The organism is Leeuwenhoekiella sp. A16, from assembly GCF_047946675.1.
Classification (GTDB): domain Bacteria; phylum Bacteroidota; class Bacteroidia; order Flavobacteriales; family Flavobacteriaceae; genus Leeuwenhoekiella.
In genome coordinates, this window is sequence record NZ_CP172313.1 from 212,563 (window position 1) to 233,136 (window position 20,574).

Sequence of the window (20,574 nt, forward strand, 5' to 3'; positions counted from 1 at the left end):
TTAAGCATAACATTGGTATATAAGACTTTAATAACTAGATTTTATGGCCAAAACTCCACCCATTAAACATTTATCCTGGACGGGATATATGAATTCTGTAAGCGGCCAAGGTTACGATAAGAACAACTTAAAAATCGATGGGATAGATGAATTCCTTTGTATTAATCAGCATTTTCTAAATATTTTTCATCATGGTATACCTATGAATTATATAGTTGATTACACTTCAGGAAAATATCTTATAATGTCGAAATCTATATCTATGATTCTTGGGTATAAACCTGAAGACTTAATCATGAATGGAGTAGAATTTATTTTGGACAAATATCATAAAGATGATCTGCGCCTTTTTGAAGAACAAATATTTCCTGAAAGATTGTCAATCCTAAAAACCATACCCTCAGAAGAACATGATAATTATATTTTTACCTACAATTATAGGTTAAAAGATAAACAGGGTGAATATGTCAATTTAATGCAACGCAATTGCTTTATTAAGTCAGATAGCAATTGCAATCCCCTATTGAGCCTCGGCATGGTTATCAATATTAATCATTACAAACATGAAAATTCTGCAATACACACGGTAGATAGTTTGAAAGACATCGATGGTCTGGCAAAAACAATTTATAAAAAGAAATTTTTCATCTTTGAAGAGGATAAATTGTTAACAAATAGAGAAAGAGAGATACTACTTTGGATTTCTGAGGGATTGACAAACAGACAAATAGCTTATAAATTAAATATTAGTGAAAACACCGTTATCAATCATAGCCGAAACATGCAATTTAAAACTGGTTCATCCAACGTTACAGCATTAGTAAGTTTCGCTATTAGAAAGGGGATAATTTGACGTTCCCTATGGCTATAATTATATATGTAACCTTGCCTTCCTTCTCTGATTTTGTAGAGGTTCATTTTATTTACTAAATGCTAAATTTTCTTCGCCCAGTTCCAATACAGTTTTAGAAATACTCTAAAATGAAATTTGAGTGCCATTTTTATTTTTTTTAAGCTTAGAATTTCCTAAATTAGATTTAGATAACAGAGGATTATCTTGAACGCAGCTAATGTGTTTGTAGGCATTAAGAATCCATCCTTTTTCTCAAGGGAAAAAATTGGTTTCGCTTTACTAACATTGGCATCACTCCGCTCCTCTTGTCCATAACCAAGAGGAGCTTATTTTCCTATGATAGTCATTATTCAATATACGATTACAGATTATCGTAAATTCTTTGATCAAGATACACATTGTCTACCATTTCCTGATTGGCCGAATCCTCAAGAGAATGAATTCGCCAAATTTATTGGTAATATTCAGTATAGAAAATATGGGGGTCTTAACAACTGGATAGGTGAATCAAATATCTGTTTGGCAAAAAGAGGTATTAAAATTGTGAAATGGTTGACTTTTGTCAAAAATAGAAATTATTTAATAAAACTTCTATTCCGTAGATTTTTCTTCGACGGAGAAGCCTCGGGCAAATTCGAGATAGGTTTCAGGGTCACAACTAATTATGTGAATGATATTTCAATCAGCCAAATTGTAGATGAATTACTAAACCTCGAATTGAGAGTGCCAGTCGGAGGTGGTAAAGAACAAAAGATCACTCTAGGAAAAGCTGAAGACTCATTAGCCAAACTTTACACTATTTCCTCTTCCAAATTTATTGATATCACACAATTAAATCTCGTTTTCGCGTCCCCACCTACAATTATAATATCGAAAAATAACTCAGAAAGATTTATAAAAAAATCTAATGAGTTGACCACAGTAATCAATTCCTTAAAACTTCATATTAGTCATTCAATTTTAAGTTGGAAAAACAAAAAATTTGATCAATGGATTTTGACGGATAACAACATTTCTAAACCTAAACAAATTGAAATATCTGAAACTAAAGTTAATAGAAAAAAAATACGTGAAATACGCATTATTTTATGTAGATTAATTTCAGAAAGAAAAAGTCTAAATATTATATTAAAGGGAATTGACAAAGGTCTAATTAATCCTGTACCTTTTTCTCAAAAATCTGATCAAATACAGTACTATTTAATCAGAACCATAAGAAATACTATTGCAAAAGAAAATTTTCTTGGAGATAATAAACTAATTAAAAAAGTACGTATTCTAGAGGAACAGGTAAAGCCAGGCAGTATTTCGTCATTATATCAAAAATTGCAACTCACTATTAATATTCGACCTCAAATTTGGTATAAAGTTGAAGAATACCTTAGGACTTCAGGGCAACCGCGGCAAATTAAAAATAACATAATTATGAGAAAGAATGAATTTAATATATCCGGGGGTAAAAATATTAATATTAATCAAGCTAAGAAAAGCATTGATCAAATACAATTTCAAGAAGTTTTAATACAACCCAAATCAATCAAAAAGATTAAAAATAAAATAGAGTTATTGTTTGATAAACTAAATACTTTAAAGCTGCTAATTGACTCTAATAGTTTTGATGAATTATCCCAGAAAAAGAGATTTTTGGAGAAGGAGATAATTAAGGACAAACCAAAGAAAAAAATACTTAAATCATTTTTAGATGATTTTTTAAGCACCGCAAAAAAAATCGGTTCGACTGCAATACCTCTTATTAAGTTAACACAAGAAATTTTGAAGATGTTATAAAAACAAATTGTAAAATACTGCTTAATATACGTCTAAGCCATTTTAAATTCAGACTTTAAGATTTGCAAACCAAGCAAAAAATCTTAACTATTAATTTAAACGGCATAATTAATAAAGTCTCAAATTATAAAAAGTTGGAGTATTATTATATTTAATTAATAGTCTTTGATTAATTTAAACAACAACATTGATCATCCCAAAACGTTAAACTTTGTTAACGAGGCACCAATTCGGTGACCGCTAATTTTGGACCCTTTGGAAAGCCTTATAAACAATGAATATCTCATTTTCTGGGCGTTCCGCCCGACTCCACATTGTTATAACAGCAGTCTTATTTTAAGGCTGCTTTTTTTATTTAACCACAGTAAAAAAAGTTTATGCCAAGAAGTAATCCCTAAGATTGCTGTCTGGTTAGTCTCGCGATTTAACTGTTAAGATTTTAAATTTTATTACTAGATGCAAATAAAGGTAATGTATCAACCATGTCATTGTAAGGGTTTATATATTAATTAGTGTTTAAGTGATTTTTTTAAATGGAATAATTTTTTTGCTTGATATTCTAAAATAAGCGTATGAAAAAAACATTACTACTATTTTTGATTTTATATGCAAGTGTTTTACACTCTCAAAAAACTACCCAATCATCAATACCAAATAAAAAAAGCCCAAACTCTTTTATAAAAAATCATGGGCAGATTATTGATCAAGATGGTAAAAGCAACATAAAAGTTCTTTACCTACTCAATACCAGAAGTTTAAACGTTCAGCTTCGTAAATCAGGATTTTCTTACTATTGTATGAACAGAATCTTCTCTAAGATCGAATAAAAAAATCTCCATACATTTCCTAATCAGTTATCTCCACTAGGTTTGAATCCAGATACAACGGCTACAGCACTTCCTTTCATAGAGTTGATATCGATTTTTAAATAAATAAAAATGCACACAAATTTAAATAAAAATACCCATAAATATTGAACGAAAAGAAACGCAGTAAAATCTTCTGATGTCTTAGGAGCAGCTATTTACAAGTAGAAATTGAAACTACAGAGATTGAGCGTGAGGAAACAGCAGATAATATGTCTTGAACTTCTAGCAGAAATTCTAAAAGCTCCCATTCAAGGGAAGCCTATTTATTGTGTCTTATTATTAGTGTTAAACCTGGATGGGCAAATTCCTTTACAAAAGTGGAAAGCTTCGAAGCGCAAATTATGACAATATCTCTCATGCCTCTTGAAACAAAAATATTAATAATCAATAAATTACAAGCTTCCTCTTTATATAGCACCTCCTGTTTTTAGTCAGTTTAACAATTTAAAGTATTGACAACTGTTTTTATTTGAAATGGAATAATTATTTTGCCACTCCAAATAAATTCTTTTTGAAGAAAACATTACTATTATTTCTTTTTTTATCCTTGCATTATGTAAATGCACAAGTAATTTTAAACCATAATGTTGGAAATACTCTTGTAGATTCTGGTATGCCGTCTTGCGAGTACTATAATGAGTCTTGGAGCAGAGTTTTCAATCTTTCTGATTTTGGAATAGAGCTTGGAGACCAATTTCTTATCAGATCGGGACAAGTAGGAATTAGTAAATCTTATAAAGGAGCGTATTTGGAATTTAGTATTTTCAGTATTGATTCTAATTTCCCGGATTCTCGACCCCAACTGCTAGGAGTTCAAGAATATATAATGGTTCCTGCTATAGAGGATACTCCACAAATCATACAAAAAGAATTTAGCAAACCTATTGTTGTTCCGGCAGGTGTAGAACGAATTCTAGTTACCATCGGAAAAGTAGTTGATCATTACAACCCAAACTCCGCCGCTGTTATTATAGCAGCAACAGCAAAGGATAATGACATTTCTTGGTATGAAGGTTGTCGAAAATATTACAACTACACACCTACTACAGAACTAGATATTCCTGTTCCAAATGCTAACTTTTATATAAATGTAACTGGAGATATTATAAATCATTCAAATTTTGGTTCACAGGCTACTTTAACTCATAATGGCCTTTGTGACAAAGTTATAGAGACAAGTCAATACTCGTGTACAGGTGGTGGTTTAAAGTTTGGTAGAACATTTATTCTGGAAGATTTTGGAATCACAAAAAATGAAGAATATACGATTAAGAGCGGGCAAGTTGCCTTCTCAAGGACTGGTGTATCTGATGTTAAAATCCAGTTTAATATTTATAAAATAGATGCAGACTTTCCCATTTCATTATCAGATGCAGATTTAATAGGAAGTAGTCAAATTGTAGACCTACCTTATGTAGGCACAGGCACATTTCCTCGTATTTTTAATGTTGAATTTGAAAATCCAATCACTATTCCATCTAATGTAGATAGAATACTCGTTGAAGTTTATAATCTGGCGCGGCCTGGTTACTCTTCAATGGCTTGGATAGCTGGAAGTGAACAAAGCAAGGATTTATCGTGGATCAAGTCTGAAGCTTCGGGTTGTCCTCCATTTCAAGAATATAAAACTACCATCGACCTTGGTGGGCCTGACATTAATTATTATATTAATGTTACCGGAAACGTAAAGCATACTTCCAATACGTTTACAATAAATATTTCTAATATTTGTTCAGAGTTTTTAAAAGAGTTTAGTATAGACGATGAATCAAATGTGGCCAGTATTTTGTGGAATTTCGGCGATATAGATTCAGGGGCATTAAATCAAACAACAGACCTTTCTCCATTCCATGACTTTTCTAAGGATGGCCGCTATACCATTACAGCAACAGTTACCAGTAAAAATGGTAACGTAGAGGTTTTAACCGAAACTATTGATGTTAAAGAGCCGCCTACAGCTTATGGCATTAATGATGTTTATGCTTGTGAAACCAATGCTGGTTCAGGTATATCAACAACATTTGATGTTCACACAATTGAGCAGCAAGTTTTAGGTGGACAGACAGATAAAGTAGTTTCCTATATAGATGGTTCAGGAAAAAAATATAATGTTTTACCAAATCCATTTACTAATACTATTAAAGATAGAGAAACTATAAGAGTAAGAGTAGCTCATGAAAACAACTCTTGCTGTTATTCAGAAACTTCTTTTGATCTTCTGGTAAATCATCTACCCCAAATCAATACCATTCCCGATCTGCAGATTTGTGATGATGATGCCGGTGGAATAGCCGTATTTGATATAAGCAATCTAAAATCTGACTTAATAGATACTCAACCCAATCTTCAATTATCTTTATTTTTTCAAAATGGTGAACAAATACCAAGTCCCCTTCCTTCTACTATTTCTAATAAAATACCCGATCAGGAAGTCTTAACTGCCCGCGTAACCAATACGATTACCATGTGTTCTTCAGAATCTACCTTTAGACTCATTGTTAATGAGTTACCCGTTGCCAATAACCTGGTCGACCTCATAGGTTGTGATGATAACCAGGACGGTATTTCAGAATATTTTGACACCTCTCAAATCGAAACTCAGGTATTAAGCGGTCAAACTGGAATGGCTGTAACCTATTATGATGAAGGCGGGAAAACATTGGCCAATCCCTTGCCCAATCCGTATACAAACACAACCGCAAACATAGAAACTTTAACCGTTCGGGTAACAAACACTCAAACCGGTTGCTACGCAGAAACTCCATTAAATTTAATTACGTCTGTAAAGCCGCAAATTAATCAGCCTAAAACACGATTTGCGTGCGATGCCGGCAATGGATATTCCACTTTTGATCTAGGGGATATTGAAGAAGAATTAATTGGGAATCAATCCGGGTTGACTATTTATTATTTTGACGAAAAGGGAACCACATTAGCCAGTCCGCTACCGGCGAATTTTCAGAATACCTCGGCTTGGTCGCAACGCATTAGGGTGCGTGTAGAAAATATTTCAAACCCGCTTTGCTTTAGTGAAACGAATTTAGATCTATTTATAAATGAATTGCCTGAATTGGATATTGCCGCCAATTTTGTGATTTGTGATAATGAACCTGGACTTCAAATTTCGCGCAGCGAAAAATTTGACAGCTGGCAATGGGAAGACCCTCAGGGTACTATCATTTCAACCTCTTCTGAGGCGTATCTCAGTATTGAAGGAACTTACACACTTACCGTAGGCAAACTTGAAAATGGAATCTTGTGTACCAACTCCAATACTTTCGAATTTAAAAGATCAGAACCGCCCAGCATTCAGCAAATAGATTTTGCAGACTGTTCTGATAACAATTATATAGCTATTCAGGCATCAGGTGATGGGGATTTTGAATACAGTATAGACGGGGTTAATTTTCAAAACAGCGAACTGTTTCCATTTATTTCCGGCGGGGTCTATAATGTTACCGTTAGAGACAAAGAAGGCTGTGGTCAGGATTCCCAAGAAGTAGTTCTGGTAGATTATAAAAAAGTATTTACTCCCAATGGGGATGGTTATAATGACTATTGGCAAGTAGAAGGAATTGAAGCCTATCCGGATGCCAAAATATACATATTTGATCGCTATGCTAAATTGTTGAAACAAATCACTACTCAAAGTGCGGGTTGGGACGGCACATTTAATACCACTCAAATGCCGTCAGATGATTATTGGTTTCATATAGATCTGGGCAATGGTAGGGTCTATAAAAATCATTTTACGCTAAAAAGGTAATTCTAATGCCAGAATCAAAACTGGCCTCATTAGTTTATAAATCTTCTCTAGGTCTACTTAAACTCCTGTATTTCCTACAAATCCTTTTATAAAGCGCTAAACTTTGTTAACGTGTCATCAATTCAGTATCCCTGTTTTTGAGCCTCCGGAAGTCCTTATAAACACTAGAGAATTCAAATTTCGGTTGTTCAGCCCGACTCCAAGTGTAGAGTTTCAAACTCCACCAAAAACCCTATAAATAGTTTATTTACAGGGTTTTTATTTTATATAGAATAATAACGCTGATTAATAAATAGAGATCTATTCGGTAAGTGCCGCTATTAAAAACTCTTATGATCTTTACTCATACTTAATCTGATACATAACCCCATTAGTATCATCCGTCAAAAACAGGGAACCATCTGGATGAACTGCAAGGCCAACAAGTCGGCCAAAATGGGCGGTATTTCCATTAACCAAAAAGCCAGTAAGAAAATCTTCTATGCGAACGGGCGATCCATTTTCAAAAATTATTCGGCATACTTTATAACCCATAGGATTTCTCCTGTTCCATGAGCCTCTAAATGCTACAAAAGCGTCTCCTTGATAGGCTTCGGGGAATTGATTGCCCGTATAAAATTCCATTTCCATGGGAGCGGCATGAGCTGTATAAAGCAATTCGGGAAAGGTGGACATGGCAGCAAATTCAGCATATGTCATATCTTCAGGCCGGGGATTAGGATTGTATTGCCCAACATCATAAATATGCGGCCACCCATAATGTGCCCCCTCCTGGATCTGGTTAAGTTCCTCACTTTGTTCTTCATCACCCAGCATATCTATACCATGATCCATACCCCATAGAACACCGGTATCAGGATTCCATCCAAAACCGATTGTATTACGCAATCCTTCAGCGAAAACCTGCATATCACTTGCATCTGCATTCGCCCGAAGCATCGTCGCATTGAATTCATTAGGTTCTACACATGCGTTGCAGGTACTCCCTACAGTAACATACATCATTCCGTCTGGTCCAAAACCTATCGTTCTGTTGGGGTGTTGACCACCATCAGGTAAACCTGTATATAGAAGTTGTGGTTCACCCAGGGTACCATCAGTATGCATATCTGCCGCATATATTTCTTTAATAGTCACTATATAAAGTTTGTTGTCATGAATTTTCAACCCGTGTGCATTTTCAAGAGTAGCAACGATTTCTCTTCGGTCTGCTGTCCCATCACCATTAGTATCTTCCAGTAAAAGCACTTGGCCTTCTTCTCGCAGGGATACATAAATACGCCCTGCCTCACTGATCTCAATAATGCGAGCTTCACCCAGATCTTCTGCAAATTTGTGAATGCTAAATCCTTCAGGAAGTTGTAATTGATTGACTCTTTCTGCTGTGGCTGCTACGATCGCAGGTTGAAAAACGTTAGTAGTAGTGTGATCTTGCGTAGGATTTTCTGATGTTTCTGGAATAATGGAATCCCACATATCATCATCACTGGAGCAAGCATAAATGAGAAGAATCATGCTTAATACAATCATTGTGGTAAGTAATATTTTTTTCATAGCTAAACATTTAAAGTTCGATCTGTTATTCTTATCTTTCTAATAGTCAGATTATAACATTTAAATTAAAGCATTTGGCTGGAAGAAAATATAAATTATGATAATTTTAAATCATTATATATTATTAATAAGATTTTCTTTAATTATTAAGTTTTCCTGTAAAAGTGGATTTTTAGACTGTATAGCCGATTTTTAGGTGCATTTGGCCATTTCTTAAAACAAGAAGCCGAAAGTAAACTTTCGGCTTCTCAGGAGAAACAATGTCCCCAATAATAAAACTAACTAAAACTTCTCTTTTATCTCTAATCTGTCTCCACCCAGCCACCGCCAAGATCTCGGTACATGGAAACACGAGCAAGAAGTTGCTCTTTCTTGGTCTCTACAAGCTCCATTTTTGATTCTAAAGCATCGCGCTGCGTCAATAAAACTTCCATATAATCTGCACGTGCAGAACGAAAGAGTTTATTAGTAATTTCTATTGATTCAGTCAACGCTCTTACCTGACCTACTTTTAACTCATAGCTTTTTTTCAGGTTGTCAATATTTGAAAGCTGATTTACCACCTCGATATAGGCATTTAAAATGGTTTTCTCATAGTCATAAACCGCCTGTAGTTGTCTGGCATTAGCATTACTAAATTCAGCTTTTATCGCGTTTCGGTTTATAACCGGCGCAACAAGATTTCCAGCCACAGAATACAATAAAGATTCTGGTGTGGTGGTTAAATATTTGGTTTTAAAAGCTTCTAATCCTATACCTGCTTCTATTGACAAAGAAGGAAAGAAATTTGCTTTAGCCACTTTAACGTCCAGTTTCGCGGCAGCTAACTCATATTCTGCCTGCTTTATATCGGGACGATTCTGTAGCAATTGAGCTGGAACCCCTGAATAAATAGTATCAATTTTCTGTTCAATAAATTCTTCAGAATTGCGCTCGACATGCTGTGGAGTTCTACCAATTAAAAAGTTGATTCTATTCTCTGTTTCAGTGATTTCCTGCTTCACGGCGTACATTTCGCTTTGATTTTTTAAAACCTCAGCCTCTAACCTTCTTACACCAAGTTCTGTAGCACGAGCTGCTTGCTTTTGTAATTTAACGGTCTTTACTGCATTATTCTGAAGCCCTAAATTCTGCTGAATTATAGCTAATTTATTATCAAGCGCCAGAAGTTCGTAATAAGCTTCAGCTACTTCAGAAATCAAATTGGTTATCATGAAATTCTTCCCTTCTACAGAAGATAAATACTCCATAACAGCGGCTTTTTTTAAATTGCGCAGTTTCTTCCACACATCAACTTCCCACGAGGCAAAAGCTTCTACTCTGAAATTATTCAAAGGTTCGGGAAATTCTTCACCCGGTTTTATATCTGTAGTAGCGTCATTTGCTCCCTGGCTTGTATAGCGCCCTACTTTTTCGACTTCGGCTCCAGCCCGAATACCAATTGTAGGTAAATATTCGCCTGTTCTGGCCTTTATCTCATTATTAGCCATAGCGACCCGCTGTAACGTAATATTTAACTCCTGATTATTTACAAGAGCTGTGTCTATTAATGTCTGCAAATTGTGATCTGCAAAGAAATCCTGCCAGCGCATACGCGCCACGTTTACAGAATCTCGTTCTACAAAATCCTTATATGTTTCTGGCAATGCGGTGGTTTCTTCTCTTACCATTTGTTTAGGCACACAGCTGTGTAAAATCAACGCTGAAAGCACAAAAACCGACCATCGCATATAATTGCTTATTTTATATTTATGCTGCTTACTCATCGTCTTTTCTTTTCATTAGTTTTTTCAACTGTTTATTCATTTTTCGCAACCTGAGACTGATTTTACTCTCTCCTTCACTGGTTCTCATGAATTCTTCCGATATAGGTTCATCATGTTCATCTTTAATCAGACTGCGTCCTTCAGACATTTTACCAAAAATGTAATAAAGTCCGGGTATTACAATTACACCGAAAAGCGTACCTATAAGCATGCCTCCCAGCGACGAACCACCTATTGTTCTATTACCTATAGCACCTGCACCTGTTGCAATGACTAATGGAATCAATCCTGCTATAAAAGCGAAAGAAGTCATTAGAATTGGTCTGAAACGCATTTTAGCACCTTCTATAGCTGCTTCTAAAACGGTCGCGCCCTGCCGGTGTTTCTGTACCGCGAATTCTACAATTAATACCGCGTTCTTACCCAGAAGACCTACCAGCATAATTACACCAATCTGTGCATAAACGTCATTAGAAAGACCCATTATCTTTAATAAGAAGAACGATCCAAAAACTCCAACAGGTAGAGAAAGTAAAACCGCAAACGGAAGCAGAAAACTTTCATATTGCGCAGCAAGTACGAAGTACACGAATACTAATACGATAACGAAAACATACAAGGCATCATTACCGCGGTTTGCCTCGTCATATGAAAGTCCTTCCCAGGCAATATCATAACCTCGGGGAAGCTTTTCTTTAGCTACCTCCCGTATTGCATTTATCGCATCACCGGTAGTATAACCGGCTGCCGGAAGTCCGCGAATGGCTGCAGAATTGTAAAGGTTATAACGAGTAATCTCATTAGGCCCTAATTTCTTTTCCATTTTCATGAAAGCAGAATACGGCACCATCTCCCCGTCTTCATTCTTTACATATAATTTCTCAATATCTGAAGGAAGTGCTCTATATTCAGGAGATGCCTGAGTATACACTTTGAAGAAACGACCAAATTTGATAAATCCCTGCTCGTAGGTACTCCCTATAAGAATGTTGAGATTTTCCATGGCTTTACCTATAGAAACTCCTTTTTGCATGGCTGCCTTGTTGTCTATACTCAACTCATATTGAGGATAGTTTGCAGCGAAAAAGGTGAAGAGTCCGGTCAATTCCTTTCGTTTACCTAATTCCTCAAGAAACTCGTTATTTATGCGTTCAAACTCATGATAATCTGTGGAGTTTGTTTTATCCAGTAAACGCATAGAGAAACCTGCAGATGAACCAAATCCAGGTACAGCTGGCGGCTCAAAATATTCGATAACCGCTCCCAGATCTTTTGTCTCTTCTTCCAGCTCTTCCATGATTTCGTGCACGGTGTGTTTCCGTTCAGACCAGGGCTTAAGGTTTATAAGACAAGTACCTGCATTTGAGCCGCGCCCTTCTGTCATGATCTCATATCCTGCAAGGGATGAAACCGACTCTACGCCTTCTATCTCTTCACTTATCTTCTGCAGTTTTTTAGCTACCTCATTAGTACGTTCAAGCGTTGCACCGGGTGGAGTCTGAATAATCGCATAGATCATCCCTTGGTCTTCACTTGGTATAAATCCTGCAGGTAACACCTTGTTTGTTATAAAAATACCGGCACAGAAAGCGATTAAAATTCCGAAAGTAATTATCCTTCTATTAACTATATAGTTTAGCAAACCAACATATCTGCCTGTAAGTCTTTCAAAACCTCTATTAAACCAGTCTATAAATCTGTTTATAGGTGTTTTCTTTCTGGGTTTGCCATGCGTATTTTTGAGTAACATAGCGCATAAAACAGGAGTAAGTGTAAGTGCGACCACAGCAGAAATAACTATAGATCCTGCCATCGTTATGGAAAACTGCCTGTAGAAAACACCTACAGGTCCAGACATAAACGAAATAGGTATAAATACCGAAACCATAACCAAAGTGATAGCTACAATTGCACCACCTATTTCTCCCAATACTGCAGATGACGCTTTATAAGGTGTAAGGTTCTCTTCTTCCATCTTAACATGCACTGCTTCTACCACTACAATGGCGTTATCTACCACAATACCTATGGCAAGTACCAGTGCAAAGAGTGTTATCAAATTTATTGATAGACCAAACATTTGCATGACAAAGAATGCGCCGATTAATGAAACAGGAACCGCTATAATAGGTATAAGTGTAGAGCGCCAATCGCCCAGAAACAAAAATACCACGATGGCCACCAGTATGAAAGCATCACGCAAAGTATGCAGCACCTGCTCAATTGAGGCATCTAAGAAGTTAGACACATCATAGCTAATCTTATAATCCACCCCCGGCGGTAGATCTGCCTTGAGCTCCTTAAGTTTGTCTTTGACATCTTTGATTACATCACTACCGTTACTACCAAAAGTTTGCTTAAGCACAATTGATGCCGACGGTTTTCCGTCAAGATTAGAATAAATGTCAAAGAATTCGCTACCCAATTCAACATTGGCAACATCGCCCAACTTGATGATCTCTCCTTCTTTATTTGCCCTTAATATAATATCCTTATATTCTTCTGGCTCGCTATACCTGTCGCGATAGGTTAGTACATATTCCAGAGATTGAGCGGTTTTGCCAGAGCTTCTTCCTACTCTTCCCGGTCTTGCAAGAATACTTTGCTCTTCCATAGCCTCCATTACTTCTTCCGCAGAAATATTGTAGGCTCTCATTCTATCCGGTTTTAACCAGATACGCATGGCAAATTTTCTACTTCCCAAAATCTGTGCACTCGCAATACCATTAATTCGCTGAATTTCAGGAACTATACGCGTATAGGCATAATTGTAAAGGAACTTTTCATCATTATCTTTATTCTTGCTGAACAGGTTGACATACATCAACATACTAGGCTGCACCGGCGTAATTGTAACACCTTCACGTTGCACAAGTTCGGGTAATAATGGCATCACCTGATCTACACGTGTTTTTACCCGTACCACCGCATCATTAGGATCTGTACCAGGTTCAAAAATTACCCGTAGTGTTCCTTCTCCTGCACTGGTAGCATCAGATGCGATATAGCGCATCCCCTGCACACCGTTAATTGAAGTTTCCAGAGGTATTAAAGTTGATTTAACCAGTACATCTGCACTAGAACCCGGGTATGCGATAAATACGTTTACCGTGGTAGGTGCGATCTGTGGAAATTGGGAGATTGGCAATTGCTTGATTGCCAAAAAGCCAATAAAAACTATTATAACCGAAATGACAATAGCCAGTACCGGTCTATGAATAAACTTTTTAAACATGTTGTCGAAAAATTAGAAGTTTGCTATTCTGCGTACATATCGAGATTAGCCAGTACGGTATCGGGTTTTACGAGATCATAATTCACCTTGTCGCCCTCTTTTACCATTCGTATACCTTCAAGTATGATTTTGTCATTTGGCGTGAGACCTTTTTCTACCACAAATAAATGCGGCAACTGGCCGCCCACTGTGATTTCTTTTTGTCTTACAATGTTATCATCGTCAATAACAAATACATATTTCTTATCAAGCACTTCAAAGGTTGCTTTCTGCGGAATTAGCAAAGCATGATCCAGCGGAATCGTCATTAAAATACTACCTGTCTCACCATGGCGCAAAATCCCGTCAGGATTAGGAAAAGTAGCTCTAAAGGCAATATTTCCGGTCTCGTTATTAAATTCACCTTCTATGGTTTCCACAAATCCTTCCTGGTTAAATTGCTTTCCGTTTGCCAGCTGGAGATTAACTTTTTGCTTTTTAGTTCTATCTGCATTCATGATATAATCCAGATATTCAGATTCAGGCACATTAAAATATACCCACATCTTACTGTTATCAGACAAGGTTGTCATTAATTCGCCTTCATCTAACAAACTTCCTTCTCGCACATGCAGATGATCTACAATCCCGTCAAAAGGTGCCTTTACATCTGTAAAACCTAAATGTGTCTGTGCCAAAAGAACTTCAGCTTGCGCCTTAGCGTTATTTGCTTTCGCAAGAGCGAGTTCGTTAGGAGAAACAACATCACTGTCAGCTAACAATTTTGTATTTTGATACTCTATCTCTGTGGCTTCGCTTTCAGCCTGCGCTTTTTGTAATTCAGCCTCGTAGATATTAGGCATGATCTGGAATAATTGCTGACCTTTCTTTACATGCTCACCCTCATCTACAGATATTTTTTGCAAATAACCCTTCTCTAGAGCACGAAGTTCAATATGCCTAATTGAATGAATCTGACTTACATAGTCTTTTACAATAGAAGTATCCTTATAAACAGGATTTGTGACCTGAAACGAGCGGTCTTCATGTACTTCCTCCTTGTGAGAATTACAGCCTATCGCACATAGAGCAGCCCACAGACCAATGAAAATTGGTAATCTTTTCATAATTAAATGAATTTTGAAATGTTTAATGATTAGAGAAACGCGTCACGCGAAAACATGACGACATACCTGAAAGATTAGATTTACTAACAGGTTTTAGTGGAGAGTCCGTTTAGGATAACGGACGAATTATTCTAAATACGAAAGACCTGAAACCGAATATATTGTTTCGGGTATTGAAGTTCAGGAATAAAAGATCTGCCAGAAACGTTATTGCTTTTCTTTTGGAAAAGATTGTTGTAATACCAGGTATAAAAGGCATGGTAAAAATCTGAAGTGAATAGATCTTCATGATCATTACCAAGATTATCGACTAGCTCCTCACTATCAGTTTCTGTGACTATAAATTTTGATAAAAAAGGAGAATCTGAAGATGACGAAGGAAGAAAACGGGAATCAGGAGAATGCTGAGCCGCTAATTCAATACATTCAGAATTAGCATAAAAAGAAGAAACCCGCGAAGTAGAGTTGCCATAAACATGAACAAAACCACTAAAAAGGGTTAAAATAAAAAGTACAAAGTATGTTCTAAATGCCTTATTCATTCTGAGACAAATGTATTTAGTCTCTTATATTTTATCAAGCTTTACGCGAATAAATTGGCAATTTTACCCGATTTTATAACTTAAAAAGCCATAATTTATTTATATACAAATCGTTATAGCATCCTTTTTTTCAACCGCCAAAAAGTAAATAAAAATTAGATATTAATATAAATCGTTATAGTAAGATTAGGATCGGGATTAATTTGTTTTTGATTTGGCTTAAAACAAAAAATCCTGCCTTAAAACGGCAGGATTTTATTGTTCATTTATTATCTGATTGAGTTCTTTTAATAAATCAACATTATCGACTATAGCCTAAATAGTTATAGGAAGCTGAAATAAATTCAGCTTGACGATAAGGAAGATATAAAATTTAACTAAATTATTAATATTTAAAATTTACTTCGCAAGCGTTGCCAAAAGGATGGAGCAGACTCTCCATATACGTAACCGTATTTATTGCCATAGCCAAAGTTGGCTGCCTGCACATCGTTCAGTACAAAGCTCACATCATGCAACTTTTTACTCTCTTTAGCATCAATAGCAAAATCAAGTAACTTTTTCTCTGTATATCCTGCCCTTACTACATACAGGGTAAGATCTGCATATTTATTTATGAGAAAAGTATCAGCAACAAGCATAGAGGGGGCAGTATCTACAATTATATAATCATAAAGACTTTCAAGCTCTTTAAAAAGTTCGCCCAATTTGTCTCTTCTTAATAGCTCAGCCGGATTTGGAGGGATACTTCCCGAAGGCAGTATTTGCAAATTGGGATGTAAGGTAGAGGGCTCTATGATGTCATTTAGCAAAATATCATTATTTACCAGATAGTCACTAACGCCCAGGCGATGCCTGACATCCAGTTCATAGCGTTGTAATTGCGGATTTCTCAAATCTGCCCCCATAATTAAAACCTTCTTCCCTGTGTTAGCCAAGGTGATAGCGAGGTTTACAGCCGTAAAGGTTTTACCTTCTCCTTTTACCGTAGAGGTAACATATAGGCAGAAGCCTTTCTTATCATTATTCTTATCAATTAAAAGGTATTGTAGGTTGGTAATCAGGATCCTGAATGCCTCTGAGAGTACAGAGCGGTCATTCTCTTTTACCAGGTCACTATCCCTTTTAGGTACCTGAGGTATTTCACCCACTATGGGTATTACCTTGCTGGCCTTTTCTATATCTTCCCTGCGCTGCACCTTATTGTTTAACAGGTTTTGCACATACAAAAACATAAAAGGCAGGGCCAGCCCGGCAACCAAAGCCCCACCCATAACAATAACCGGTTTGGGAGAAACGGGATCTTTATCACTAAATGCACTATCTACAATCTTGGCCTTAGGTGCGGTTACAGCAAGGGTCAATGAGGTTTCTTCCCTTTTTTGAAGTAAAAAAAGGTATAAAGCCTCTTTAATATTCTGTTGTCGTTCTATTCCCCTAAATAGGCGTTCCTTAGCAGGCACATCTGCAATTTGTGAACCAATGGTCCCGACATGCTGGTTGAGGTCCCGCTGGGCAATTTGCAGGTTAGAGCGCATGCGTTGAAGGCTTGCGGCAACACTCTCCTTCATTTGGTCGATTTGGCTTGATAAGCGTTTAACCACGGGGTTAAATTCTGTGGAGCCGCTTAAAATACGGTTGCGCTCAAGAACGAGATTATTATACTCTGTAATCTGCTGGTTTACCCCTGTTTCTTCAATACCCAAATTAGCCGGTAAAAGATCTGAAGCAGAACTGTTTTGTATATAATCGATCATTGAGTTAGCCAACTCTAACTGAGTATCTATCTCCTGTTTTCTTTTTCTGTAATCACTGGCGTTTGTAATAAAAAGTTCAGATTCCGCCTCAATATTTGTGAGCTGATTTTCTTCTTTAAATTCTTCTTTACCTACCTCTACAGAATCCAGTTCCCTGTTGATGATATCAAGCCTGTCATCTATGAATAAAGCTGTATTGGTAGCTACCAAATTCTTGTCTTCAATTGCCTCCTTATTATACTCAAAGATCAATTGATCTAGAATATCTCTTGCTTTTGCTTTAACAGGATCTTCTAAAGATAATTCTATAAGCGTGGCATTATCATCTACAAGAGTTACATTTAATAATTCCCGATATTGATCAACTACAGACTGAACAGGTCTAAATTTTATTGTAAAGTCATCAATTGCTTCTCCATCTTCATTTAAATTATTCTCATGCGTGTAATGAAAAATGACCTCAGCAAAACCTAAATCGGTGATTTTTTCAGCTACTGCGTTTATTTCCTTTTCTGAATCATTTTGTATCAGTTTATACGCATTACCGCTTACATGAACTGAAAAAGTATTCTCTTCTTCCTCAATTGCCTTTTCAAAATCAGACTCTCTTAAAGCTATAATCTCAACCTCAAAAGGAGCTGATTTATATATTTCAGTATTTTTAAAAGTCTCGTCTTCATAATACTGCACATTAACACCCAGCGCATTGACAACATTTGTCATCATACGGCGAGAGCGCAGAATGCCAATCTCATTTTCTATGCTGTTTGTTCCTAAGCCTTCCATTAAACCCAAATCTGCAAAAGCGGCAAGATCTGACCCCGCAGACTTAGTATCATCATCCTTTATTATTATACTTGCAGATGTATTATATGCAGGAGTGGTTACTTTTAAATATAGAAAGGCGATAGCTAAAAAGAATATAGCAGTAATTAAAAACCAGGGCCAGTATCGCACATACTTTTCCAGTTCTTCCCTGATATTCATATCATCCTCTTCAAAGTATACAGGGATATGTCTGTTCTCTTCCATTTTATCGAGTTATTAAAACAATTAATGAGACTAAAACTGATGCAATTGAAATGTAAACTGAAGAATTACGATTGTAACTGGAAGCCTGGCGTTGGGCGCTATTGGGTTCTACGTATACTACATCATTCTGTTGTAGGTAGTAGAAAGGGGAATTAATCACATCTGCATTTGTCAGGTCGAGATATTGATGCAAGGTAGTTCCGTTTTCTTCCCTCATTACTAAAACATTCTCTCTTTTCCCATAAATACTCATATCTCCCGCAAGCCCCAAAGCCTGTGGTAAACTTATGTACTCATCACTAATATCGAAAGTTCCGGGACGCGTTACCTCTCCTAACACACTGATTTGAAAATTCACAATCCTTACTGTGACTATAGGATCCTGTACGTATTTAGAAATTTGTTGTTTTAAAGACTGTGCTAATTCATTTCTATTGACACCTTTCACATTTAGCATTCCCAAAATTGGAAAATCAATATACCCATCTCCATCTACTAAGAATGATTGCAATTTGGGCTGTCCTGACAAACTCGTCGCATCTAATACATTTCCTGCACCTGTAACGGGTAAATTAAAAGGAATAGCTGCTTCCTGTTCTGCAGCTGAAACACTAATAGTTAGCAAATCATTGGGCTTAATTTTTAAGCCTTTTAATTGATTTACATTTAACTGCTTTTCAGCCTGCTCAAGACCCTGAAAATAAACTATCTCTTTTCGGGGCACACAAGAGTTGAAAAAACAAGAGAACAATATTATAAACAGTGAGAAACAAAACTTATTCATAAACTATTTGTATTTGTTACCAATATGTAATTGGAATGTCATTTTCAAAAATTATAATTTGCTTTTAGTATTGCCCCTATAGATTCATTGTATAATTTTCCTTGATCAACGGCTAGCACCAATCCAAATTTCCATTTATCTGAAAATACTTTTTGCGCCTCTAAATATCCTGAAAATTGCCCTACTTTCTCAAAAAGGCCATATGAGGGATCTCTACGAGTTGACAAAGAATGCCCAATAGGACTAGTACCGTAGGTTCCATAATTTATAGAATAAGTCAATTTTGATACCAAATCCCATTTATTTAGATTTCCTTGAAAACCTAAATGAAAAGCAACCACCCTGTTATTAATGAAATAATCTCTTTCATAAGAAGCTTGTCCTTCCCTTGCAGCTGGAGTTGTTGTAAGCAAAGGATTACCTAATGCTACGTGATTATATGACCAACCTTCTGTATATATATAACTGTTGTAATAATTTTCATCTCCGGACGGTGTGATTTTTGCGCTTAATTCACCACCTTGGCTTTTAGTGTATAAAAATTCAAACAGTATTTTTTTCCAATAGAATGAACTCCCATCACTTGACCTTTTATTGGTCAAACTTAAACCATTAAGTCCGTCTGCTATATTAGATAAATGATATAAGCCCCCAATGTCATATATCTGTTGCCTATATGCTAAAACATGAACGTTATTAAAATCATAAGTTAACCCCAGGTCAATAGAACCTGCGTGGTTACCAGTTTTTGAATTATTATATACTTTCCCAGTAGCAGTAGCCCAAAATTCCTGCCAATCCGATAAAGAAAAATGAGGAGCATAGGTTTTGGTGTTCCCCCAATAAGCATTGTGATTAAAGCCCCCGATAAGATGCAGTCTCCAGCTGGGCTTCCCTAATCTACCATATAAAGATTTTTGATGAAAATAGGTTTCTGTTGGTTTGTGATTTCCATACTGGACCGGAATAGTTCCTAACCAGCCATGAGCAAAATTCCCTTTAAATGCAAAAAGACCATTCCAAAACGGTAAGGTATAAAATTCAGGTAGCGAAATTTCTACTTTGGGTATTCCCAAGGCATTCCCTGAAACTGCAAAAGCACCTGAAGTTAGCGTTGTGTCAACGAGACCCATCACATCCTTACTCCTACCCGCTTTAAATTCAAACATTGCCAATCGTGCTTTGACATAAGCCTCAATTAATATTGCTTCTGTTTCTTTACCTATATTGACCCTGCCTTCAAAACCGGCTCCCCAATCAAATAATTTTGAATCTCTACCCTCATAGCTTCCGGTCTCTTCGTATTCTTTATAAGCAGAACCTATTAAACCGGTGGAAAAACCGGAAAGGGGAATACTACCATATTTGTTGGCCCACATCCAGAATGGCACCTGATCTTTACTTGTTGCAATAACCTGACTTTCAAGTTTAGCATTTATCTCCTGCACTTGTGCAAATCCTACCTGTGTGAAGATGAAAATTAGTAGCAATTCAATTATCAGACGATTATTCATAGGTTCAC

At 36.3% G+C, this 20,574-nt stretch carries 12 protein-coding genes; 4 read left to right on the forward strand and 8 right to left on the reverse strand.

What is annotated here, in order from left to right; genetic code table 11:
* Positions 1-43: 43 nt before the first annotated feature.
* The 4 genes from ACH3O9_RS00920 to ACH3O9_RS00935 all read left to right on the forward strand — a co-directional run bounded on the left by ACH3O9_RS00920 (position 44) and on the right by ACH3O9_RS00935 (position 7,276).
* Positions 44-853, forward strand: coding sequence for a LuxR C-terminal-related transcriptional regulator (locus ACH3O9_RS00920; protein ID WP_416443447.1), 810 nt, complete (start codon positions 44-46; stop codon positions 851-853).
* Positions 854-1,189: 336 nt separating this feature from the next.
* Entirely contained in the window at positions 1,190-2,641 is a 1,452-nt protein-coding gene (locus tag ACH3O9_RS00925) for a hypothetical protein (protein ID WP_416443449.1), read from the forward strand.
* 572 nt (positions 2,642-3,213) lie between these two features.
* Positions 3,214-3,468, forward strand: a complete 255-nt coding sequence (locus tag ACH3O9_RS00930; RefSeq protein ID WP_416443451.1) for a hypothetical protein — start codon at positions 3,214-3,216, stop codon at positions 3,466-3,468.
* 553 nt (positions 3,469-4,021) lie between these two features.
* Complete coding sequence (locus tag ACH3O9_RS00935; RefSeq protein WP_416443453.1) at positions 4,022-7,276, forward strand: T9SS type B sorting domain-containing protein; 3,255 nt, start codon at positions 4,022-4,024, stop codon at positions 7,274-7,276.
* Between the two features lie 339 nt (positions 7,277-7,615).
* On the opposite strand, the gene ACH3O9_RS00940 is transcribed toward ACH3O9_RS00935, so the two are convergent.
* From ACH3O9_RS00940 to ACH3O9_RS00975, 8 genes are all read right to left on the reverse strand, one after another.
* Positions 7,616-8,830 (reverse strand): PQQ-dependent sugar dehydrogenase, encoded by a 1,215-nt coding sequence (locus tag ACH3O9_RS00940; protein WP_416443455.1) that lies wholly within the window; start codon positions 8,828-8,830, stop codon positions 7,616-7,618.
* Positions 8,831-9,132: 302 nt separating this feature from the next.
* Positions 9,133-10,596, reverse strand: a complete 1,464-nt coding sequence (locus ACH3O9_RS00945) for a TolC family protein (RefSeq protein WP_416443457.1) — start codon at positions 10,594-10,596, stop codon at positions 9,133-9,135.
* The gene (locus ACH3O9_RS00950) at positions 10,589-13,831 is read right to left on the reverse strand and encodes an efflux RND transporter permease subunit (RefSeq protein WP_416443459.1); all 3,243 of its coding nucleotides are present in this window, start codon (positions 13,829-13,831) and stop codon (positions 10,589-10,591) included. Before ACH3O9_RS00950 ends, ACH3O9_RS00945 begins: the two co-directional genes overlap by 8 nt.
* A 23-nt stretch (positions 13,832-13,854) precedes the next feature.
* Positions 13,855-14,937, reverse strand: coding sequence for an efflux RND transporter periplasmic adaptor subunit (locus ACH3O9_RS00955; protein ID WP_416443461.1), 1,083 nt, complete (start codon positions 14,935-14,937; stop codon positions 13,855-13,857).
* Between the two features lie 131 nt (positions 14,938-15,068).
* Positions 15,069-15,479: a hypothetical protein gene (locus tag ACH3O9_RS00960; protein ID WP_416443463.1), complete on the reverse strand. Its 411-nt coding sequence runs from the start codon at positions 15,477-15,479 to the stop codon at positions 15,069-15,071.
* A 392-nt stretch (positions 15,480-15,871) separates the two neighbouring features.
* On the reverse strand, positions 15,872-18,268 hold the full coding sequence (locus tag ACH3O9_RS00965; RefSeq protein WP_416443465.1) for a GumC family protein: 2,397 nt from the start codon (positions 18,266-18,268) through the stop codon (positions 15,872-15,874).
* 1 nt (position 18,269) lies between these two features.
* A complete protein-coding gene (locus ACH3O9_RS00970) occupies positions 18,270-18,992 on the reverse strand; it encodes a polysaccharide biosynthesis/export family protein (RefSeq protein ID WP_416443467.1) in 723 nt (240 codons plus the stop codon).
* Positions 18,993-19,096: 104 nt separating this feature from the next.
* Positions 19,097-20,566 carry a capsule assembly Wzi family protein gene (locus tag ACH3O9_RS00975; protein ID WP_416443469.1) on the reverse strand — a complete coding sequence of 490 codons (1,470 nt, stop codon included), beginning with the start codon at positions 20,564-20,566 and terminating at the stop codon, positions 19,097-19,099.
* Positions 20,567-20,574: the final 8 nt, after the last annotated feature.